Below are 21,024 nucleotides of genomic sequence, written 5' to 3'. Positions count from 1 at the left end.
GGGAACATCTTACGTAAGCGTATAAAAGATGTCCATTCGCAAAGCGGACTGCCGGGAGGCACAGAGAAAAATGAGGCAATAGCCGCTACGCGGGAGCGGCTATTTAGAGGTTTATCGCTGTTCGCCGCCAATCACTTCGCGAATGCGGCTGGCTATCTGCTCAACGTGCGTTTCCAGCGCGAAATGGCCGGTATCCAGCAGCGCCACCACGGCGTTGGGGTTATCGCGTTGATACGCGTGCGCGCCTGGGGGAATGAAAAAAGGATCGTGCTCGCCCCAGATTATCAGGGAAGGAAGCTGGCGCTGGCGGAAAAAAGCCTGGAAATCAGGATAGCGTTTAAGGTTGTTCGCATAATCCAGAAACAGATCGAGTTGAATCTCTTTATTTCCAGGGCGTTCAAGCAGCAGGGCGTCCAACTGCCAGGTCTCCGGCGCCACGCGTTCCGGGTTCTTCACGCCATGCAGATATTGCCAGCGGATCCCTTCCAGATTCAGCACGGCGTCATGCACAAGCTGGCGATTTTCCGTCGACGGCGTATCCCAGTAAGCACGAATCGGCGCCCAGGCGTCTCCCAGCCCTTCAAGGTAGGCGTTGCCGTTTTGTGAAACCAGACCGGTTACCCGCTCCGGGTAATTCAGCGCCAGGCGCAACCCGGCAGGCGCGCCGTAATCAAACACGTAAAGCGCATAACGTTCCAGCCCCAGCGCATCCACAAATGCGGTCAGCGTCTCGCCGAAGGCGTCGAAGGTGTAGCGATAATTCCGCTCAGTCGGCACATCCGTAAACCCGAAGCCGGGAAGATCGGGGGCGACCAGATGAAATTTGTCAGCCAGCAGCGGGATCAGCTCACGAAACTGATGCGATGAGCTGGCGAAACCGTGGAGCAGCAACAGCGTTGGGTTAGAAGGCGCGCCGGCTTCTCGATAAAACACGCGAATGCCGTCTGCTTCAGTGAATTGATAACGTACCGGGTAATGCTGGTTCATCGTCATGGCCTCTTATGTAACTATTAAAAATCAGTTTAGTGGTTACCGCCTTTCAGTATGGCGAACCTTTGTAACCAGTCAAACTAATTTTTAAGGGTTTCAAAGAGGGTTCCAGTCTTATCCGGCAATCAACCGTCCTGGATCCTTACTTTTTCCTCGTGTTAATTGTTTGATACTGAACGATGTCTGGCGGGATAAGCACCTGCGGAATATCTTGTAACTGCTAAACCAGGTTTTTGAGGTTACAATAGCCCTTTGTTGTTACGCAGGAGGTTGGCCGTGAATTCTCTCTTTCCCGCACCGTTCGCTAACGGACCGCTCTTTCTGGCGGATCACGGCGCGCTGGATTTTCTTAACACGGTGGCGCTGGCAGAGGGGCAACGGCATGACTTCTGGCAGCGTGACGACGATGTAAAAGCCTGGCTGGCGCAATCCGGCCTGGTCGCGCTGCCGGATGAAACCCCTTTCGAACCCGGTGCGCTTTTGCATGAAGCGCGTGAGCTGCGCGAAACAATCAGAACGCTGGTGGCACAGAAAAAGGCGGGCGAGGCGGTCAATCCGGCGCCGCTTAATCGCTATCTGGCTTCAGCCAATAGTCATCAGCAACTGGTGACGGGAGAGGATGGCGCGCTACGTATTGAGCGGATCTATGCCAGCCAGACGCCTGCGCAATTACTCGCGCCTGTCGCGGAGCTGGCGGCGTCGCTGCTGGCTGAGCCCCAGTTCGAGCTGGTTCGGGAATGCGAGCATCCTGAGTGTTGCCTCTGGTTTTATGACAGAACGAAATCCCACCGCCGCCGCTGGTGCAGCATGGCGCTCTGCGGCAACCGGGCGAAAGTCGCCAGGTTCAGGCAGCAAAAGCGAGGCTAGGGCGGAACGCTGCGCGCAGCGGCGCCGACGCGGGTTTATAACGGCCTTAGCTGTTAATATTACAGCCATTCCTGAGTATTTGCGGACGCTATAACAATGATGCAGCGATTCAGAAACGAAATGCAGTCTCTGGTTAACCGCGGCGTGGATCGCCATTTGCGGCTGGCCGTCACCGGCCTTAGCCGTAGCGGTAAAACCGCTTTTATCACCTCGCTGGTGAATCAGCTTTTGTCAGTCAACAGCGGAGCCAGGCTGCCGCTCTTCAGCGCCGTGCGCGAAGAGCGCCTGCTCGGCGTAAAGCGCGTGCCGCAACGGGATCTCGGCGTGCCACGTTTTGCCTATGACGAAGGTCTGGCGCAGCTTTACGGCGAGCCGCCCGCCTGGCCGACACCTACCCGCGGCGTCAGCGAAATGCGTCTGGCGCTGCGCTTTCGCTCGCGGGAATCTCTGCTGCGCCATTTCAAAGAAACCTCAACGCTTTATCTGGAAATTGTCGATTATCCCGGCGAGTGGCTGCTCGATTTGCCAATGCTGGCGCAGGATTACCTCAGCTGGTCGCGGCAAATGACCGGGCTGCTTAAAGGCGACCGTGAAGTCTGGTCCCGCCGCTGGCGCGCGCTGTGCGAAGGGCTGGACCCGCTGGCGCAGGCGGATGAAAACCGGCTGGCGGAAATTTCGCAGGCGTGGACGGACTATTTGCTGGCCTGCAAGCGTGAAGGGCTGCACTTCATTCAGCCGGGGCGCTTCGTGCTGCCAGGCGACATGGCGGGCGCGCCAGCGCTGCAGTTTTTTCCCTGGCCCGATGTGGACGCCGTGGGAGAGTCAAAGCTGGCGCAGGCGGATAAATCGACAAACATCGGGATGCTGCGCGAGCGCTTCAACTATTACTGTGAGAAAGTGGTGAAGGGGTTCTATAAAAACCATTTTTTACGCTTCGATCGCCAGATTGTGCTGGTGGATTGTTTACAGCCGCTCAACAGCGGGCCGCAGGCCTTCAACGACATGCGCCTTGCGCTGACGCAACTGATGCAGAGTTTTCACTATGGTCAGCGCACCCTGTTTCGCCGCCTCTTTTCACCCGTGATTGATAAGCTGCTGTTCGCCGCGACTAAGGCGGATCACGTTACGGTAGACCAGCACGCTAATCTGGTGTCGCTGTTGCAACAGCTGGTGCAGGATGCCTGGCAAAACGCCGCGTTTGAGGGCATTAGCATGGACTGCATGGGGCTTGCTTCCGTGCAGGCGACGCAAAGCGGGCTGGTCGATCATCATGGTGAGAAGATCCCGGCGCTGCGCGGGCACTGTTTGAGCGACGGCGCGCCGCTTACCTTTTATCCCGGAGAGGTGCCGCCGCGCCTGCCTGGCAGCGCATTCTGGGAAAGCCAGGGTTTTCAGTTTGAGAATTTTCGCCCGCAGGTGATGGATGTCGATCAGCCGCTGCCGCACATCCGGCTCGACGCCGCGCTGGAGTTTTTAACAGGAGACAAACTGCGATGAGCGATCCGATTAAACCGCGCATTGATTTTGCGCAGCCGCTGGAAGCCGGGAAGCGCGAACAGCTGAAAGCCGCCCGGGCCTTTAACGAACCAGAAGCGGAGAAATTTATCCCGGCGGCGACCGGCGAAGTCCCGGAAGAGGGGCAGGCGGAGGCGGTGGTGGAGGCCGCATTGCGGCCCCGGCGCAGCATCTGGCGGCGGATGGTGACCGCCGGACTGGCGCTCTTCGGCGCAAGCGTCGTGGCGCAGGGCGTACAGTGGACGATAAACGCCTGGCAAACCCAGGACTGGATAGCGCTTGGCGGCTGTGCCGCAGGCGGACTTATCGTGGCGGCGGGCGTCGGTTCGCTAGCCACCGAGTGGCGCAGGTTATGGCGATTGCGCCAGCGCGCTGATGAGCGCGACGAAGCGCGGGAACTGCTGCATAGCCAGAGTATGGGCAAAGGGCGCGCCTTCTGCGAGAAGCTTGCCGCGCAGGCGGGGCTGGATCAAGGACACCCGGCGATGCAGCGCTGGTATGCGACGCTTCACGAAACCCATAGCGATCGCGAAGTGGTCACGCTGTATGCCCATCTGGTGCAGCCGGTGCTGGACAGCCAGGCGCGGCGCGAAATCAGCCGCTCGGCGGCAGAATCGACGCTGATGATTGCGGTCAGCCCGCTGGCGCTGGTGGACATGGCGTTTATCGCCTGGCGCAACCTGCGGCTTATCAACCGCCTCGCCGCCATTTACGGCATCGAACTGGGCTACTTTAGCCGTATCCGGCTGTTTCGCCTGGTGCTGTTAAATATCGCCTTCGCTGGCGCGAGCGAACTGGCGCGCGAGGTTGGTATGGACTGGCTTTCGCAGGATCTCGCCGCCCGGCTTTCCGCCAGAGCGGCGCAGGGCATTGGCGCAGGGCTCTTAACCGCCCGGCTCGGCATCAAAACGATGGAGCTTTGCCGCCCGTTGCCCTGGCTTGACGATGACAAACCCCGCCTGGGCGATTTCCGCCGTCAGCTTCTGACGCAGCTCAAAGAGACGATGCAAAAAGGCAAGGGCGGCGCGTGATGCCGCCCCGTTTACAGCCAGGCGCCCGTTTTTCCGTTACTCTGTAAATATTTGTTGACAGAATGTTCCGCACATCCTTCTTCTGAAGTATCATTCAGTTATTCGTTGGCTTTATACGTGTAGGTGCACTGATGCGTCTGGAAGTATTTTGTGAAGACCGCCTTGGTCTGACCCGCGAGCTGCTGGATCTTCTGGTGCTGCGCAATATTGATTTACGCGGAATTGAAATTGACCCTGTCGGGCGGATCTACCTGAATTTCGCCGAGCTGGAGTTCTCTGCCTTCAGCGACCTGATGACGGAAATCCGTCGTATTCCCGGCGTAACGGACGTCAGAAAAGTCCCCTGGATGCCTTCCGAGCGCGAGCACCGCTCGTTAAGCGCGCTGCTGGAAGCGTTGCCGGAACCGGTCTTTTCACTGGATATGAAAAGCAAGCTGGAGCTTGCCAACCCGGCGAGCTGCGCGCTCTTTAACCAGAATGAAGAGCGGCTTCGCAACCATAACGCCGCCGCGTTGATTAACGGCTTTAACTTCCAGCGCTGGCTGGAAAGCAACCCTGAAGGGTCGCACACCGAGCACGTAGTCATCAATGGACAAAACTTTCTGATGGAAATCACCCCGGTGCACCTGGATGACGACGGCGGCGGCAGCGTGCTGACGGGCGCGGTGGTGATGCTGCGCTCGACGGTGCGCATGGGGCGCCAGTTGCAGAACATTTCAAGCCAGGATCTCAATGCGTTCAGCCATATCATCGCCGTCAGCCCGAAAATGCGTCAGGTGGTGGAGCAGGCGCGCAAAATGGCGATGCTCAACGCGCCGCTGCTGATAGTGGGCGACACAGGGACCGGTAAAGACCTGCTGGCGCACGCCTGCCATCAGGCGAGCCCGCGCGCGGGCAAACCTTACCTTGCGCTTAACTGCGCTTCAATCCCGGAAGATGTGGTGGAAAGTGAGCTGTTTGGCCATGCGCCGGGCGCTTACGCTAACGCCGTGGAAGGAAAAAAAGGCTTTTTTGAGCAGGCTAACGGCGGCTCGGTGCTGCTGGACGAGATAGGCGAGATGTCCCCGCGCATGCAGGCGAAGCTGCTGCGTTTTCTTAATGACGGCACATTCCGCCGGGTGGGCGAAGAGCACGAGGTGCATGTAGACGTGCGCGTCATTTGCGCCACGCAAAAAAACCTGGTGGAACTGGTGCAGAAAGGGGCGTTCCGCGAAGATCTTTATTACCGGTTAAATGTCCTGACCCTTAACCTGCCGCCGCTGCGCGATCGTCCGCAGGACATCATGCCGCTGACGGAGATGTTTGTCGCCCGCTTTGCCGACGAGCAGGGAATCGCGCGACCCAAACTGGCACACGATCTGAGTACGGTGATGACGCGCTACGGCTGGCCGGGCAACGTTCGCCAGTTGAAAAACGCCGTCTATCGTGGGCTTGCCCAGCTTGAAGGGTATGAACTGCGCCCGCAGGATATTTTGCTGCCCGATTTTGACGCCGCCGCGCTGCCAGTGGGCGAAGAGGCGATGGAAGGCTCGCTTGACGATATTACCCGCCGCTTCGAACGTTCGGTGCTGGTCCAGCTTTATCGCACCTATCCCAGCACCCGGAAACTCGCTCGCCGCCTTGGCGTTTCGCATACGGCAATCGCTAACAAGCTGCGCGAATACGGCCTGAGCCAGCGCAAAGGCGAAGAATAAAAAAACCTCCCGCAGGAGGTTTTTCTGATTAAACCCCTCTGAGAGGGGTTTTTTTATGTGGCGATTACGCCTTCAGTGCATCCAGCGCCGCGTCGTAGTTCGGCTCGTGGGTGATTTCATTCACCAGCTCGCTGAAGACCACCTCGTCGTTTTCGTTGATAACCAGCACGGCACGCGCGGTCAGGCCTTTGAGCGCGCCTTCGCTGATGCCCACGCCGTAAGCCTGCTGGAACTCCGGGTTACGCAGGGTGGAGAGGGTGATAACGTTGCTCAGGCCTTCCGCGCCGCAGAAGCGAGACTGGGCGAACGGCAGGTCGGCGGAGATGCACAGCACCACGGTGTTCTCCATATCGGTCGCCAGCTGGTTGAACTTGCGTACAGAGGCCGCGCAGACGCCGGTATCAATGCTCGGGAAAATGTTCAGTACTTTGCGCTTACCGGCAAACTGGCTCAGCGCGACATCAGACAGATCTTTGGCGACCAGGCTAAACGGCTGCGCCTTGCTGCCTGCCTGCGGGATCTGGCCTGCTACGGAAACCGGGTTGCCCTGAAAATAGACGACTTGTGACATGATTATCTTCCTGTTTACATATAGTTAACGTCGCCGCTAGTTTAAGTCATGATTACCGCCTTGAATATAAAAAACTGAACGGCAGGGCAACTTTCTCCTCGCTATACTGAGGCAAAGCTCGATGCGAGGAAAATAATGAGAAGCGTAAAAGTCTATCAGGAAGCCTGGCCCCTGCACTCCCCCTTTGTCATTGCCCGGGGCAGCCGTAATGAGGCGACCGTCGTAGTGGTGGAATTGGTGGAAGAGGGCATTAAAGCCGCAGGCGAATGCACCCCTTACCCGCGTTACGGCGAGAGCGTGGATTCCGTCATGGCGCAGATTATGGCGGTAGGGCCGCAGCTGGAGGCGGGGCTCGACCGCGCGGGGCTGCAAACGCTTCTGCCCGCAGGGGCGGCCCGCAATGCGATAGACAGCGCGCTCTGGGATCTTGAGGCGCGGCGCAGCGGTCAGAATCTGTCTGCGCTGCTGCACATCGCGATGCCGCAGACTATCACCACGGCCCAGACCGTTTCTATCGGCACGCCGGATCAGATGGCGGCGAGCGCGGCGGCGCTGTGGGAGAAAGGGGCGCGGCTGCTGAAAGTGAAACTCGACGATCATCTGCTTACCGAACGTATCGTCGCCATTCGCGAAGCGGCGCCGCAGGCGCTATTAATCGTCGATGCCAACGAATCCTGGCGCAGCGAGGGGCTGGCGGCCCGCTGCCAGTTGCTGGCGGATCTCGGCGTAGCGATGCTTGAGCAACCTTTGCCAGCGAACGACGATAAGGGGCTGGAAACCTTTATTCATCCACTGCCCATTTGCGCCGATGAAAGCTGCCACACGCGCGAAAGCCTGCCGGGGCTCGCAGGGCGTTACGAGATGGTCAACATCAAACTTGATAAAACCGGTGGCCTGACGGAAGCGCTGGCGCTGGCGCAGCAGGCGAAGGCGCAGGGATTCGGCCTTATGCTGGGCTGCATGCTTTGCACTTCCCGGGCCATCAGCGCCGCATTGCCGCTGGCGCCGCTGGTGCGCTTCGCCGACCTCGACGGTCCCACCTGGCTTGCGGTGGATGTCGAGCCCTCCCTTAACTTCACGACCGGCACGCTTCATCTTTGAGGTTGCCAGTGCAGCAGCGCTGTCATGGGCGCCAGATAGCGCTCGGTGGCTTCGTCAGCGGAGATAGCCGGAAACTCCGCCGTAATGCAGGGCAGATCCATGTCGGCGCACCAGCTGCCAAACGAGCCTGGCGTTTCGTACCCGACGCTGCCTACCAGCGGCAGGGCGAAGGCGCGGGCAAGCCACTCGCCAAGCGGGCTACGCGCCGGGTCTTCAATGCAGCCCAGCGGATCGTGAAACGAGACTATCCAGGCGGGTTTACTCTGATGAATGAGCTGACAAAGCGCGGCGGTTTCCGGCTCGGAGGCGGGGTGTTCGCCGGTGGAGAGCGTGACGTCGCGCGCCTCGGCGGCGCTGTTCCAGCGATAAACCGTCTCGCCCGGCTTCCAGTTGGCGGCGGGGAAGTTACGGTTGAGATCCACCCCGCGCGCGTTAGCGCGCAGGCCAAGCTGGCACCCGTCCGGGTTCACCGCCAGCACCACCGAATGCAAACGGTGGCTTGATTCCAGCGTGCGAAGCGCGCAGGAGAGCGTCACCATCGCCGCGTTTTCATCGCCATGCGTGCCGGCAATAATAAGCCCGCTCTGCGCGCTGGGCTGCGTGGCGGGAAACCAGAGCAGCGGAGCGCCGAGCGCGGAAGCGCCGTAGCGTTCCGCGCCGGGCGGCAGTGGCCCGCGCTGCGGGCGAGGACGTAAAGCGGTCATGGAGTACCTTAATCTGGTGGCGGGGTTTCTGGCAGTGTTGTGCAAAACTACTGATAATTCAACCTGCTCCTCTATCTGGTTTCGCTTCCAGCGAGCGTGCAAAAAGCGCACGTGCGGTTTGCAATTGCTGCCGATAACCCAAATAATTCGCCAACACGAAACCCAATGACGGGTTGCGCTAACTAACGAGAGGGGATCGCATGAAGTTTCCTGTTTATCTTTCCGCAGGCGCACTTTGGGTGGCCGGTACGCTATCTGTCGCCTGGGCTGCACAAGTGCCGCCTGGCGTGAACCTGGCACAGCGCCAGGAACTGGTGCGCCATATCAAAGATGAACCCGCGACGCTGGACCCGGCAAAGGTTGTCGGTCTGCCGGAAATTCAGGTGCTTCGCGATCTTTTTGAAGGCCTGGTCAACCAGAATGAAAAAGGCGAACTCTCGCCCGGGGTGGCGACAAAGTGGCAGAGCATCGACAACCGTATCTGGACCTTCACCTTAAGGGATGACGCGCGCTGGTCCGATGGCACGCCGGTCACGGCGCAGGATTTCGTCTACAGCTGGCGGCGCCTGGTTGACCCTAAAACGACCTCTTCTTTCGCCTGGCTTGCGGCGCTTGGCGGCATCACCAACGCGCAGGCGATAATCGACGGCAAAATGCCTGCGGATAAGCTCGGTGTCAGCGCGGTGGATGCGCGTACGCTGAAGGTGCAGCTGGATAAGCCGGTGCCTTATTTCCCGAATCTTACCGCCAACGTCGCGCTTTATCCGGTGCCGGGCGCCGTAATCGAAAAGCAGGGCGCTGACTGGACTCGTCCCGGCAACCTGGTAGGTAATGGCGCCTTTGTGCTGGCCGAGCGGGTAGTCAATGAAAAACTGGTGGTCGTTCCTAATAAAAACTACTGGGATAACGGCAAAACGGTGTTGAAAAAGGTCACGTTCTTGCCAATAAACCAGGAGTCCGCCGCCACCAAACGCTACCTTGCAGGCGATATCGACATTACTGAGTCTTTCCCGAAAAACCTTTACCAGAAACTTTTAAAGCAGATCCCGGGCCAGGTTTATACGCCGCCGCAGCTGGGCACCTATTATTACGCCTTCAATACGCAAAAAGGCCCAACCGCGGACAGGCGCGTTCGTCTGGCGCTGAGCATGAGTATCGATCGCCGTCTGATTGCCGAAAAAGTGCTGGGCACCGGCGAAAAGCCCGCCTGGCGATTTACGCCGGACGTGACGGCTGGATTTAAGCCCGCGGTCGGCATGATGGAAGAGACCAGCCAGCAGGAGTTAAACCTGCAGGCGAAAACGCTGTTGCAGGCGGCGGGGTACGGCCCTGGTCGTCCGCTTAAGCTGACGCTGCTGTACAACACCTCTGAAAATCATCAGAAAATAGCCATCGCTGTGGCGTCGATGTGGAAGAAGAATCTGGGCGTTGATGTGAAGCTGCAAAACCAGGAGTGGAAAACGTATATCGACAGCCGCAACACCGGTAACTTTGACGTGATTCGCGCCTCCTGGGTAGGGGACTATAATGAACCTTCCACCTTTCTTTCGCTCCTGACCTCAACGCACAGCGGCAACATTGCCCGCTTTAAAGATCCCGCTTACGACAAGGTGCTTGAGCAGGCGAGCCTTGAGAGCGACGCAAAGGCGCGTAATGCGGACTATAACGAGGCGGAAAATATTATCGCCAGCCAGGCTCCGATTGCGCCCATTTATCAATACACCAACGGACGCCTGATTAAGCCCTGGGTTAAAGGTTATCCCATCACTAACCCGGAAGATGTCGCCTACAGCCGCACGATGTACCTTATTAAGCATTAAGGAGCAGCGCTGCGCAGGCTTGCGACGAGGCGCTTCTCTTCCTGGTGGAAGCGCCAGCCAAACGCAGGCGGTATTCCGTTTGGCAGGCAAAGGTTTGATTTAATCCAGGGCAAAGAAGATAGCGGGAAGCACGAGGGGCGATAGCGCCCCTCGCGTATTTATGACGTGGTTATTTTCGCAGTGATATGCGCTTTGTTACCCATTCGCGCCTCAATGATTTTATATGACGCGCCCTTTTCGTTTTGCGCCAACTGACGAATTTTGCTTTCTGCTTCCTCAAGCGTACCGCCGGTTGCAGTAACGGTGTGTGCATATAAGGAAAAGGGCAAGAGAAGATAAACCAATAACAGCGTGATAACGGTTTTCACGGCGTGGCTCCTGAACAGAAAAGTGAGTTAAATGAACGCCCTGAGCCAGGACTCAATATCCTGGGTTGGGAAATTATTCCGTACATTCCAGGTTTCATTTAATGGCCACCACACACCCTCTCCCCGGGCGAAAGCCGCCCGATAGCGGAGCATCGGGTCATCCGGGTTCAAATGCAGCGCATTCTGAAGCGCTGGCAGCGTAAAAACGGCTCTGGAAAAGGATTGCTGCGTTACCCGCTCGACCGTTTCCGCCAGTTTTCCGTAGGAGGTTGTTTCACCCGCCACAAATACCACTTCGTTTGCAATACGAGGTTGATAGAAATAAATGGCGCTGGTCAGTCGGCCTATATCCGCAGGTGACGTGACGGTGATTTGTGTTTCCCATCCGCCCAGCGCATTGATCGTTTTTTTAGCTAAATTCACGACATCAAAGGTGGGTTCAAAGAGAAAACTGGTAAACATTCCGGTTGAAATAATGACCCATTCCGTTGCGTTCTGTGCGCGCAATAACGTCCTGACATCATACTGTTCGTCCCAGACGGGCTGGCCGCTTCCTTTACCGACGACATCGTAATTAACGCCAAACTGCCAGGGAAAATAGCGTTTAACGCCCGCTTCAAGCACCGCGCGCGTTATCCTGATTTGTGTGCCCGTTCCGGCGACAAAGCCCATGCAATTGATGACCGTATCAAATGCTTTCATCTGCGCTGATAGTGTTTGAGTGGTGCTGGCCGCAATATCCAGCGCAATAAACTCTGCGCCTGCGTCAGCATATTTCTGATGCACAGCCGATCGCAGTTTGCCCTGGTTATCCCATGAGCCGGGCGAGACAATGACAGCGACGCTGCTCATCATGGCCCTTGCCGCCGGCACAAGCGTATCCAGAACGGCAGCGCCCAATTGTCCTGCCCCCAGCACTAATATTTTTTCGCCTTCAGTAGAATTATGTTGTTGCATCAGGAACCCTCTCTCTTTCAGGCAGCAAGATTACTGCGTGTAGGGTAATTTTACGGCGTGGGTTTTCATTCGATAAGCTGGCAGGCATGGGTTAGATTGTTCGCTTAAATGGCACAATTGCCGCCTTCGGGGCAGGAGAGACGATGGATAAGCTTGAATCAATGAAGGTCTATGTTTCAGTGGTGGATACCCAAAGCTTCGCCAGGGCGGCGGAAGTGCTGGGACTTCCACGCTCGACCGTGTCGCGAGTGATTAAGGAGCTGGAATCCTGGCTTGGCATTCAGCTTTTACAGCGCACCACCCGCAAACTCAGCGTGACCGCCGATGGGCGCACTTACTACGAAGAATGCAGACGGATCCTCACTGATATCGCGACCATGGAGTCCTCCTTCCCGGGCCTGTCTTCCCAACCCAAAGGCCGCTTTAAGGTGGGAATGCCGCAATCCCTCGCCCGGCACTGTTTCATCCCCCGTCTCCAGTCATTTTTGCGCCAATACCCCGAACTGGAGCTGATGCTTTGTTCAAGTGACAACGTGGAGGACATCATACAGGAAGGGTATGACTGCGTTATCCGCACCGGAAGAATCGAGGATTCAACCACGCTGGTGGCCCGTCCGCTCGCGAATTTTAAATGGGCGGTGCTGGCTTCCCCAAACTACCTTGACGCGCATGGCAAACCAGAAACGTTAGACGAGCTGGAAAGGCATCGCGCAGTGGGGTACCTGAACCATCGCACCGGACGCACTACCGAATGGTTTTTTACGCTGGAGGAAGGCGATCGCGCTATCCGTATGAAAGAGACGCTGGTGGTCGACGATACGGATGCCTACATCCAGGCAGGAATAGCGGGTATCGGCTTAATTCGCGCCGCCAGCTACCTGGTCGCCCCGTATCTGAAGAGCGGGGAGCTCGTTGCCTGCCTGGATAATTACGCGTTTGATCTGCCTTTATCGCTGGTATATCCGCAAACCCGCTACCTTCCGCCGGCCGTGCGCGCATTTTATGACTGGAGCCGAACCGTATTGAATCAACCCGTGGCTCATGAAGTAAGAGAATGACTGGGTGCGGCATCAGGCACGCGGTTGACTGGCGAATGAGGCGCTCGTTTGGCGTTTAGCAAACAACCCGCCCGCGCGGGAAGCAGTCAACAGAAGACGCAAAATCAGACGGTAGACCCTGAGTTGTTTACATCAGTGTGTTTCCCGCTGCGTTGCTGAGCATATCTTCCTGGCGGAAGGCCGACATAGCGGGTAAACGCCACGCTGAACGCGCTGGCGGAGTTATAACCAATGTGTTCCGCCACCGCAGAGATACTAACGTCAGACCGGCAAAGCAACTGCATGGCAAGCGTCATTCGCCACGACTGGAGATATCCTATCGGCGTGATGCCCGTCATTGCCGTGAAACGCTCGAACAAGGTTGAGCGCGATAAGGCGCAGCCGCTTGCCAGTTCCTTTACCGTCCAGCGGCGGGCCGGCTGCTGGTGTATGAGCCGGATCGCCTGCGCGATCCGGGGATCAGCCAGGCCGCGCATCAGGCCGGGCGTGGCAAGCGTTTCTGTTGAGCGGATAGCCTCAATAAAAAGCAATTCAATAATTCGGGCAAGAATGAAATCTTTTCCAGAACGCTGCGCCTGCGCTTCATCTCTGAGCAGGGCGACGAGCAGCGCCAGACGCTTTTCATCGCGCGCTAAAACAAACTCTGGCAGAAGCGAAACCAGCAGACCGGCATCGGATGAATCAGACACACAGTGTCCTACCAACGCCAGCATTTGCGCAGGCGCGTGCAGATCCCCAAGCCTGAAATGCCCGTCTGCCACCTTTACCGGGAGCGTATCTTCAGCATCGGCAGCAGGAGGGATAATGCTGGTCAATGCGAAATGGTAAGCCGCCGGTATCAAAACAAAATCACCGGCATTCAGCGTGAGCGGGTCATGATGTTCTAACTCAAGCCGACAAGCCCCCTCAAGAACGGCGCAGTAAAACGGCTGCCCCTGCTCTGAACGCCGCACTCGCCAGGCATCTGTACCAGTAATGGTTTTGGACAGCGCCGCCCTGAGCTTAAGCATGGCGATCACTTCCGCTAACGGGTCAGTCATTTCCGGACTCTCGCTAAAGAAACAGGGATTCCTGAATATATATCGTCCAGCGCCAGGCGTCTATTATTTGCACAGGCACATCACTGACTGGAGTACACATGAAAACGGTTATGATTACCGGCTGTTCATCAGGGTTTGGTCTCGAAACAGCACATTATTTTTTAGCGCAAGGCTGGAACGTTATCGCCACCATGCGCGAACCCAGAGAAAACCTTCTGCCTTCGGGCGAACGTTTACGTCTGCTGCGCCTGGACGTGACAAAACAGGAAAGCATCGATCGGGCTATCGCTGAGGCCGGGCATATTGACGTACTGGTAAACAATGCGGGCGTGGGCATGTTAAATGCGCTGGAGGGGGTTTCTGCGGATGCCGTGAGGGAAGTGTTTGAAACCAATACGCTTGGGACGATTGCGATGACCCGCGCCGTACTCCCGCAGTTCAGAGAGCGACGCGCAGGTGTGGTTATCAACGTGACTTCCGCTGTCACCCTCAAGCCGCTGCCTCTGCTTGCGGTTTACTCCGCCAGCAAGGCGGCGGTGAACGCTTTCACCGAATCTCTGGCCATGGAAGTCAGTCCGTTCAATATCCGCGTGGGGCTTATCCTGCCGGGACGCTCGCCAGCGACCCGTTTTGGTGAAAATGCTCAACGCATCATGGGCACTATTCCTGCGGATTACAGGGAACTGAGCCAGCGTGTATTTAACGGTATGGCTGAAAGCGAAAGGGTTACGCATCCTGCGGATGTCGCAAAAGCAATCTGGCAGATGGCAAACGATCCTGCTGCGCCGATGCGCCTCCCGGCAGGCGAGGATGCGCTGGAAATGGCAGGCCTGCTTGCATAAGTTAAAAGCATTGAAACAGCGAGCCTGGTTTATAAACCGCTTTGCCGTGCCAGCGCATCCTGTTGCGCGGTTCAGGGTTAACGACAGGCCGACAGGCGTCATTTTTTAACCGCCTTCGACGCGCCGGAAGGGGTATCGCTCCCGGATGGCGCGATCGAAATAGCGCCCTTTTGATGGTGCACGCATCAGTTGCGCCCAGGTCTGCTGCGGCACGTTAAGATAGTGATAAACGGTGCCGTTGCGAAAGGCGATTTCCAGCACCCGGTTATCCATGTCATAGCCCACGGAATCAAGACTCGAAGAGACCACATTCTCTCGTTGCAATGCATTATCTCCACAGGGGTAATGTAAATAGTATAAATGCAGAAAGAGGCGTCAGAAATTCATCTGGCAGGAGAGTGATATGGGTATGAAATAAGCTAAAAGAAGCGGTTAAAATAAAAAAAGTTCCAGCGTAACGAGAGAAGATTTGCAAAAAATAAATTGGACAACGTCCCGGTAAAATAACACGACCTGGCTATACTCAGTGCTCCTGATACAGGTTTTTATGGGGGTGTGTATGACAGACCGTCCTGATTATGATGAGCCTTTACCGGATGACGAATCCGTACCGCTGGATGATGATGAGCCATTAGACGATCCGCTGGATGAGGATGATGACTATATCGACTCGCCAGAGGATGGCGCGGATGATATCGACCCGCTTGATGATGACGAAGATATCGATGATACGCGCCCGTTATGAGGCTTAAATGCCGAATAATCAGCCGCCTGCGGGCGGCTTTTTTATGTCGCCAGGGAAATGGCTTCCTCCGTGAAGCCGCGATCCCCTGGTGTTGGGATAAGGTCACACTCAGCAAAGTCTGATCACAATTGCGCTTCTGGCAAGCGTAGCCGAAGCTTTTAGGATTTGTACCATACGTATGGTCTGAAAAGGGACGAATGCAGGCGGGGCGTGGGAAAAGGGCGATAAAAAAGTTGATCTGCGTCATAAAAAGTCGCATAGTTCAGCGCCACAAATGCTTACCTTTTGCAACTCCATGACACTCTATCAACATATGCTTATCTTTTACGCCGTAGTGGCGCTGGTCGCTGCGGTCATCACGTTTTTCATCGCTAAAGACCGGATGCGCATCAAGCTGCTGAGCGCGGCGCTGGTAGGAGCGACCTGGCCGATGAGTTTTCCTGTCGCGCTGCTGGTAGCGTTATTCTGACCGGGCGACCCTTGCGGTTGCCTGGCCGCTGACTTTCTTTTTTGCCCATCAGTTCATCCTTAATCTGGTCGCGCCCTTAAGCCGCTGCGTAATTATGCTGCGGTGGGGTAGTGCTATTCGAAACGGTATTTTCTCTCTTTCTTTTACTCGCCTGAATAAGCGAAGCGTAAAACCAGAAGAGTAAGTTCACTTATTTTTGCCGGGACCTGATTTAATAATCATAAGCAAAAAGAAAGCGCCGAACAGCGTATTGACATGATGTTAAAAAGTATCAGACGAAGCGGGTTGCTTCGCGACGCAACGTGGCTAGACTGAGTGAATTGTTATTGCGTAAGGAGGCAAGGTGGACGCAATTAAAGGATCGGATGTGAATGTGCCGGATGCGGTTTTCGCCTGGATGCTGGACGGCAAGGGCGGCGTAAGACCGCTCGACGATGATGAAATAATCGATAAAGACCATCCCTGCTGGTTGCACCTTAACTACACCAACCCGGAAAGCGCGCAGTGGCTCGCCACGACGCCCTTGCTGCCGAACGCCGTGCGCGATGCGCTGGCGGGAGAGAGCTTGCGGCCGCGAGTCACGCGCATGGGGGAGGGAACGCTTATTACGCTGCGCTGCATCAACGGCAGCACCGATGAACGCCCCGACCAGCTTGTGGCGATGCGCCTGTACATGGACGAACGGCTGATTGTCTCAACGCGTCAGCGCAAAGTCCTGGCGCTGGATGATGTGGTAAATGACCTGAATGAGGGCTCCGGTCCGACGGACGGCGGCAGCTGGCTTGTGGATATTTGCGATGCGCTGACCGATCACGCCAGCGAATTTATCGAAGAGTTGCACGATAAAATTATCGATCTCGAAGATAACTTACTCGACCAGCAGGTGCCGCCGCGCGGTCATCTTGCCCTGTTGCGTAAGCAGCTCATCGTGATGAGGCGCTACATGACGCCGCAACGCGACGTCTATTCCCGCCTCGCCAGCGAGCGTTTTAACTGGATGAGCGATGACCATCGTCGCCGTATGCAGGATATTTCGGACCGACTTGGCAGGGGGCTTGATGAAATCGACGCCTGTATCGCCCGTACGGCCGTGATGTCTGATGAAATTTCCCAGCTGATGCAGGAGTCGCTGGCGCGCCGCAGCTATACCATGTCGCTAATGGCGATGGTGTTTCTGCCCAGCACCTTTTTAACCGGTCTGTTTGGCGTTAACCTCGGCGGCATTCCCGGCGGCGAATGGCACTTCGGCTTTAGCCTGTTCTGTATGCTGTTGGTGGTATTGATAGGCGGCGTTACGTGGTGGTTACATCGCAGTAAATGGCTGTAAATATTAACTATTTTAACAAAATATAAACATGAAAAGGCGGTTTAACTTGAGCCATATCAAAACATGCGCTCTCGTTTCGGGGCATTATCTCTCTCGCAGGTGAATGCAACGTCAAGCGATGGGCGTTGCGCTCCATATTGTCTTACTTCCTTTTTTGAATTACTGCATAGCACAATTGATTCGTACGACGCCGACTGAATAAGTCGGCTTTTTTTTGCCTCTTTATCCTGAGCCACTACGCTTAAAGGGACAGCATCTCCCACTTTCAGGAGGCAAGCATGAACGATGATTTTGCGCGACGCATGAGCGACCCTGTACCCACCGACCCGGTGCCCGTACCCGATCCTATCCCTAAACCGCAGCCCATTCCTGACCCGCCGCTTGAGCCAGACCCGAAACCGATTGTCGATCCGCCGCCGCATATGCGCTAAGCGCGTTGAAAAATGTGCCCCGCAGAATGCGGGGCACAAATAAAGAAGAGATTATTTGATTTCGAGCACGTCTAGACGCAGGGCAAGCGGATCGTTGTCCTCTTCTTCCGGCTGCCAGCCGACTGGCTGCATCGGGATCGCTTCACGGTCGAAGGCGAGATCGCCGCCGGCCACCACTTCCGCGCCGTGCTGAAGGCCTTTGAAGTCGAAAAGCGCTGTATCGCACAGGTGTGAAGGCACCACGTTCTGCATCGCGCTGAACATGGTTTCGATACGGCCCGGATAGCGTTTATCCCAGTCACGCAGCATATCGGCAATCACCTGGCGCTGCAGATTCGGCTGCGACCCGCAGAGGTTGCACGGAATAATCGGGAAGCCTTTCGCTGTAGAAAAGCGTTCGATATCTTTCTCGCGGCAGTAGGCGAGGGGACGAATAACGATATGTTTGCCGTCATCGCTCATTAGCTTCGGCGGCATGCCTTTCATCTTGCCGCCGTAGAACATATTCAAAAACAGCGTCTGCAGAATATCGTCGCGGTGATGGCCCAGCGCAATTTTCGTCGCGCCAAGCTCGGTCGCGGTACGGTAGAGAATGCCGCGGCGCAGGCGGGAACAGAGTGAACAGGTGGTTTTCCCTTCCGGGATTTTCTCTTTCACGATGCCGTAAGTGTTCTCTTCGACAATTTTGTATTCCACGCCAAGAGAATCAAGGTATTGCGGCAGAATGTGCTCCGGGAAGCCTGGCTGTTTCTGGTCAAGGTTTACCGCGACCAGACTGAAATTCACCGGTGCGCTCTGTTGCAGATTGCGCAGGATCTCCAGCATGGTATAGCTGTCTTTGCCGCCAGAGAGGCAAACCATAATGCGGTCGCCTTCTTCAATCATGTTGAAATCGGCGATGGCTTCGCCTACGTTGCGGCGCAGGCGCTTCTGAAGCTTGTTGAGGTTATACTGCTCTTTTTTGCTAATTTCTTGATTCTCTGACATTTATTCGTTGTCCACGTTGACAGGTGACGCCAGGATAACAACAGGGCCCAGCGTGCGAGTATGGCGTTAAGCGCAGGTTCAGGCCAGTGGGCTTCACCTTTATAAGGTAAACGCCGGCGGGTTTTCGCGGCGTCCTGCTGCTGCACTCAGTGTGGCGTGTATGGTACGGATTACGGCGGCGAATGCCAGCGCGTTTTACTGCTTAAGCAACAACTTGTTGACAGGGAAATCAAAGACAGCGCTTCGTTTTTTGCCTGGCGGCGGTTGCGGCGAAGAAAAGCATAAAGCGAAGCGCCAGAAAACAATTTAAATATAATGCTTGCGTAAAAAAGAAGGGCGTGCGTTAATAGCGTCCTCGGTTTGATATACAGACCCGATCATAAGCAGTTAGTAAAGCAGTTCTCTCTCAGGCGTTATCCTTCGATACCTCTCCTCTTTGAGTCTCCACTTAAGCTCTGATTAAATTCTGTCTCAGACCTCATTCGCCGGAAGGCTACAATCAAAAAGGTAAAATTATGTCTACTAAAATGACTGGTATCGTTAAATGGTTCAACTCCGAGAAAGGCTTTGGCTTTATTTCTCCGGTTGACGGCAGCAAAGACGTTTTCGTGCATTTTTCTGCAATTCAGAGCGACGCATACCGCACGCTGGAAGAAGGTCAGAAAGTTGAGTTCTCTGTTGAGCAAGGCCAGAAAGGCCCGGCAGCAGCGAACGTGGTTGCTCTTTAAGGACGCCACTAAACTTATGCATTTTAAATGTCCATGCTGCCAGGGATCGCAGTACCGGACGTCGCATTTTGACGTATCGGAAAAGAATCCGTATGGCGCCAAATGTATTTTTTGCAAATCGAATATGCAGGTGAGCATGCAGCCCACGGAATATAAGCGTACTGCAATAATGCAAAACGGTTATCGCGCTGCGCTGTAAATTTATTTGTCCGGGAATAAACTTCACGTTATTTCCATAAAATAAGTAAACAGCCACCTGTAATAAAACCCGCCCTGTGCGGGTTTTTTGCATTTATACAAATACCTTACACGTAAAATCCAGATGCGATTCAACGCGCAAAGCGCGACGCTTTATGCGAGGATACGCGCTTTACGCTTTCTTATGAGCAGAGATTTATGACCCAGGCTTCGTTTTCATCCCTTAACGCACTTTCCCCCGAGCAGCTTAGCAACCTTGAGGCGCTGGGCTACCATACCATGACGCCGGTTCAGGCGGCCTCGCTGCCGGCGATTCTTGCGGGCAGCGACGTGCGGGCGCAGGCGAAAACGGGCAGCGGTAAAACCGCCGCTTTCGGCCTGGGCGTGCTGGCGCGTATGGATGCCTCGCGTTTTTCCACCCAGTCGCTGATCCTGTGCCCGACGCGTGAGCTGGCGGATCAGGTGGCGAATGCGCTGCGCCGTCTGGCGCGCCATCTGCCAAACGTAAAAGTGCTGACGCTTTGCGGCGGCCAGCCGTTCAATATTCAGCGCGATTCGCTCGCCCACGCGCCGCACATTATTGTCGCCACGCCTGGCCGACTGCTGGAGCATCTGGCAAAAGGCACCGTTAAGCTTGACGAGCTCCAGACGCTGGTGCTGGATGAGGCGGACCGTATGCTTGATATGGGCTTTAGCGATGACATTGACGAGGTTATCCGCTTCAGCCCGCAACATCGCCAGACGCTGCTCTTTTCCGCCACCTGGCCTGCGTCTATCGCCGCGGTGAGTGAAAGGGTACAGCGCAACCCGGTAACGATTGATATCGACAGCGTCGAGGCCTTGCCCGCCGTTGAGCAACGTTTCTTTGAAGTGGCCGGGCGCGAGAAAATCTCCCTGCTGCAAACGCTGCTCAGCGAACGTCAGCCCGCTTCCTGCGTGGTTTTCTGCAATACCCGCAAAGCCTGCCAGGAGGTATGCGACGCGCTCAACGCCAGCGAGCAGAGCGCGCTGGCGCTGCATGGCGATATGGAGCAACGCGACCGCGACCAGACGCTGGTGCGCTTTGCCAACGGCAGCAGCCGCGTGCTGGTGGCGACTGACGTGGCGGCCCGCGGCCTGGATATTAAGGCGCTGGAAATGGTTATCAACTTTGAGCTCGCCTGGGAGCCGCAGGTGCACGTGCATCGCATCGGCCGCACCGCCCGTGCGGGGGAGCAGGGGCTGGCGGTCAGCTTCTGCGCCCCGGAAGAGATTTCGCGGGCCAATGCGCTGGCGGATATGCTCAAGCTTGATATCGACTGGCAAACGCCGCCCGCGCGCCGCATAGTGAAGCCGCTGGAAGCGGAAATGGCGACGCTGTGCATCGATGGCGGCAAAAAAGCCAAAATGCGTCCGGGCGACGTGCTCGGCGCGCTGACGGGTGATGTGGGCTTAAGCGCGGCGGATATCGGCAAGATAGACGTTTATCCGGTACATGTTTACGTGGCGGTGCGTCAGGCGCTGGCACGTAAAGCGTACAAGCAACTGCAGCAGGGCAAAATCAAGGGCAAAAGCTGCCGCGTGCGCTTCCTGAGTTGATAC

The 21,024-nt window shown here is 56.3% G+C and carries 23 protein-coding genes; 15 read left to right on the top strand and 8 right to left on the bottom strand.

Features of this window, described 5'->3' with window-relative positions; all coding sequences use genetic code 11:
• Window positions 1-111: 111 nt before the first annotated feature.
• Window positions 112-993 carry an alpha/beta hydrolase gene (locus MT962_RS08000; protein WP_247365349.1) on the bottom strand — a complete coding sequence of 294 codons (882 nt, stop codon included), beginning with the start codon at window positions 991-993 and terminating at the stop codon, window positions 112-114.
• 273 nt (window positions 994-1,266) lie between these two features.
• Between MT962_RS08000 and MT962_RS07995 the strand changes: the two genes are divergently transcribed.
• The 4 genes from MT962_RS07995 to tyrR all read left to right on the top strand — a co-directional run bounded on the left by MT962_RS07995 (window position 1,267) and on the right by tyrR (window position 6,097).
• Entirely contained in the window at window positions 1,267-1,857 is a 591-nt protein-coding gene (locus tag MT962_RS07995) for an ABATE domain-containing protein (RefSeq protein WP_188723598.1), read from the top strand.
• Window positions 1,858-1,956: 99 nt separating this feature from the next.
• On the top strand, window positions 1,957-3,354 hold the full coding sequence (locus MT962_RS07990) for a YcjX family protein (protein WP_247365489.1): 1,398 nt from the start codon (window positions 1,957-1,959) through the stop codon (window positions 3,352-3,354).
• Complete coding sequence (locus tag MT962_RS07985; protein WP_024561849.1) at window positions 3,351-4,403, top strand: YcjF family protein; 1,053 nt, start codon at window positions 3,351-3,353, stop codon at window positions 4,401-4,403. The genes MT962_RS07990 and MT962_RS07985 overlap by 4 nt, the downstream gene beginning before the upstream one ends.
• 131 nt (window positions 4,404-4,534) lie before the next feature.
• Window positions 4,535-6,097: a transcriptional regulator TyrR gene (gene tyrR, locus MT962_RS07980; protein WP_028019910.1), complete on the top strand. Its 1,563-nt coding sequence runs from the start codon at window positions 4,535-4,537 to the stop codon at window positions 6,095-6,097.
• 64 nt (window positions 6,098-6,161) lie between these two features.
• On the opposite strand, the gene tpx is transcribed toward tyrR, so the two are convergent.
• Window positions 6,162-6,668, bottom strand: a complete 507-nt coding sequence (tpx, locus tag MT962_RS07975) for a thiol peroxidase (RefSeq protein ID WP_024561294.1) — start codon at window positions 6,666-6,668, stop codon at window positions 6,162-6,164.
• Window positions 6,669-6,803: 135 nt separating this feature from the next.
• Between tpx and ycjG the strand changes: the two genes are divergently transcribed.
• The gene (gene ycjG / locus MT962_RS07970; protein ID WP_024557719.1) at window positions 6,804-7,769 is read left to right on the top strand and encodes an L-Ala-D/L-Glu epimerase; all 966 of its coding nucleotides are present in this window, start codon (window positions 6,804-6,806) and stop codon (window positions 7,767-7,769) included.
• On the opposite strand, the gene mpaA is transcribed toward ycjG, so the two are convergent.
• Complete coding sequence (mpaA, locus tag MT962_RS07965) at window positions 7,760-8,473, bottom strand: murein tripeptide amidase MpaA (RefSeq protein WP_247365348.1); 714 nt, start codon at window positions 8,471-8,473, stop codon at window positions 7,760-7,762. The two genes, ycjG and mpaA, sit on opposite strands and share 10 nt — an antisense overlap.
• 200 nt (window positions 8,474-8,673) lie before the next feature.
• Between mpaA and MT962_RS07960 the strand changes: the two genes are divergently transcribed.
• Window positions 8,674-10,293 (top strand): peptide ABC transporter substrate-binding protein, encoded by a 1,620-nt coding sequence (locus MT962_RS07960; protein WP_024557717.1) that lies wholly within the window; start codon window positions 8,674-8,676, stop codon window positions 10,291-10,293.
• 158 nt (window positions 10,294-10,451) lie between these two features.
• On the opposite strand, the gene MT962_RS07955 is transcribed toward MT962_RS07960, so the two are convergent.
• Both MT962_RS07955 and MT962_RS07950 read right to left on the bottom strand, forming a co-directional pair.
• Entirely contained in the window at window positions 10,452-10,661 is a 210-nt protein-coding gene (locus tag MT962_RS07955) for a DUF1471 domain-containing protein (RefSeq protein WP_247365347.1), read from the bottom strand.
• Window positions 10,662-10,688: 27 nt separating this feature from the next.
• Window positions 10,689-11,618, bottom strand: a complete 930-nt coding sequence (locus MT962_RS07950) for an aromatic alcohol reductase (RefSeq protein ID WP_247365346.1) — start codon at window positions 11,616-11,618, stop codon at window positions 10,689-10,691.
• Between the two features lie 143 nt (window positions 11,619-11,761).
• Here MT962_RS07950 and MT962_RS07945 point away from each other — a divergent pair, with 143 nt between their 5' ends.
• Entirely contained in the window at window positions 11,762-12,676 is a 915-nt protein-coding gene (locus tag MT962_RS07945; RefSeq protein ID WP_024561298.1) for a LysR family transcriptional regulator, read from the top strand.
• Between the two features lie 104 nt (window positions 12,677-12,780).
• On the opposite strand, the gene MT962_RS07940 is transcribed toward MT962_RS07945, so the two are convergent.
• On the bottom strand, window positions 12,781-13,716 hold the full coding sequence (locus MT962_RS07940) for an AraC family transcriptional regulator (protein WP_247365344.1): 936 nt from the start codon (window positions 13,714-13,716) through the stop codon (window positions 12,781-12,783).
• Window positions 13,717-13,814: 98 nt separating this feature from the next.
• Between MT962_RS07940 and MT962_RS07935 the strand changes: the two genes are divergently transcribed.
• Window positions 13,815-14,558 (top strand): SDR family oxidoreductase, encoded by a 744-nt coding sequence (locus MT962_RS07935; RefSeq protein ID WP_247365343.1) that lies wholly within the window; start codon window positions 13,815-13,817, stop codon window positions 14,556-14,558.
• Window positions 14,559-14,663: 105 nt separating this feature from the next.
• Here the strand turns inward: MT962_RS07935 and MT962_RS07930 are convergent, their stop codons facing one another.
• Window positions 14,664-14,882 carry a KTSC domain-containing protein gene (locus MT962_RS07930; RefSeq protein WP_024557711.1) on the bottom strand — a complete coding sequence of 73 codons (219 nt, stop codon included), beginning with the start codon at window positions 14,880-14,882 and terminating at the stop codon, window positions 14,664-14,666.
• A 235-nt stretch (window positions 14,883-15,117) separates the two neighbouring features.
• On the opposite strand from MT962_RS07930, the gene MT962_RS07925 reads away from it, so the two are divergent.
• The 4 genes from MT962_RS07925 to MT962_RS07910 all read left to right on the top strand — a co-directional run bounded on the left by MT962_RS07925 (window position 15,118) and on the right by MT962_RS07910 (window position 17,530).
• A complete protein-coding gene (locus MT962_RS07925) occupies window positions 15,118-15,303 on the top strand; it encodes a hypothetical protein (protein WP_024557710.1) in 186 nt (61 codons plus the stop codon).
• 295 nt (window positions 15,304-15,598) lie between these two features.
• Window positions 15,599-15,772 (top strand): GhoT/OrtT family toxin, encoded by a 174-nt coding sequence (locus MT962_RS07920; protein ID WP_071788484.1) that lies wholly within the window; start codon window positions 15,599-15,601, stop codon window positions 15,770-15,772.
• A 343-nt stretch (window positions 15,773-16,115) separates the two neighbouring features.
• The gene (zntB, locus tag MT962_RS07915; protein WP_024557709.1) at window positions 16,116-17,099 is read left to right on the top strand and encodes a zinc transporter ZntB; all 984 of its coding nucleotides are present in this window, start codon (window positions 16,116-16,118) and stop codon (window positions 17,097-17,099) included.
• Window positions 17,100-17,377: 278 nt separating this feature from the next.
• A complete protein-coding gene (locus MT962_RS07910) occupies window positions 17,378-17,530 on the top strand; it encodes a hypothetical protein (RefSeq protein ID WP_154663427.1) in 153 nt (50 codons plus the stop codon).
• Window positions 17,531-17,581: 51 nt separating this feature from the next.
• Here the strand turns inward: MT962_RS07910 and ttcA are convergent, their stop codons facing one another.
• Window positions 17,582-18,517: a tRNA 2-thiocytidine(32) synthetase TtcA gene (gene ttcA / locus MT962_RS07905; protein ID WP_188723590.1), complete on the bottom strand. Its 936-nt coding sequence runs from the start codon at window positions 18,515-18,517 to the stop codon at window positions 17,582-17,584.
• A 515-nt stretch (window positions 18,518-19,032) separates the two neighbouring features.
• Here ttcA and MT962_RS07900 point away from each other — a divergent pair.
• From MT962_RS07900 to dbpA, 3 genes are all read left to right on the top strand, one after another.
• The gene (locus MT962_RS07900; RefSeq protein WP_024557707.1) at window positions 19,033-19,245 is read left to right on the top strand and encodes a cold-shock protein; all 213 of its coding nucleotides are present in this window, start codon (window positions 19,033-19,035) and stop codon (window positions 19,243-19,245) included.
• Between the two features lie 16 nt (window positions 19,246-19,261).
• Window positions 19,262-19,444, top strand: coding sequence for a hypothetical protein (locus MT962_RS07895; protein ID WP_071788483.1), 183 nt, complete (start codon window positions 19,262-19,264; stop codon window positions 19,442-19,444).
• 197 nt (window positions 19,445-19,641) lie between these two features.
• The gene (gene dbpA / locus MT962_RS07890; RefSeq protein WP_247365342.1) at window positions 19,642-21,021 is read left to right on the top strand and encodes an ATP-dependent RNA helicase DbpA; all 1,380 of its coding nucleotides are present in this window, start codon (window positions 19,642-19,644) and stop codon (window positions 21,019-21,021) included.
• Window positions 21,022-21,024 lie beyond the last annotated feature (3 nt).

The organism is Franconibacter sp. IITDAS19, assembly GCF_023079515.1.
In the GTDB taxonomy this organism is placed as follows: Bacteria; Pseudomonadota; Gammaproteobacteria; order Enterobacterales; family Enterobacteriaceae; genus Franconibacter; species Franconibacter pulveris.
Note: the sequence above shows the minus strand (reverse complement) of the source record. Positions and strands in the feature narration are given on the sequence as shown.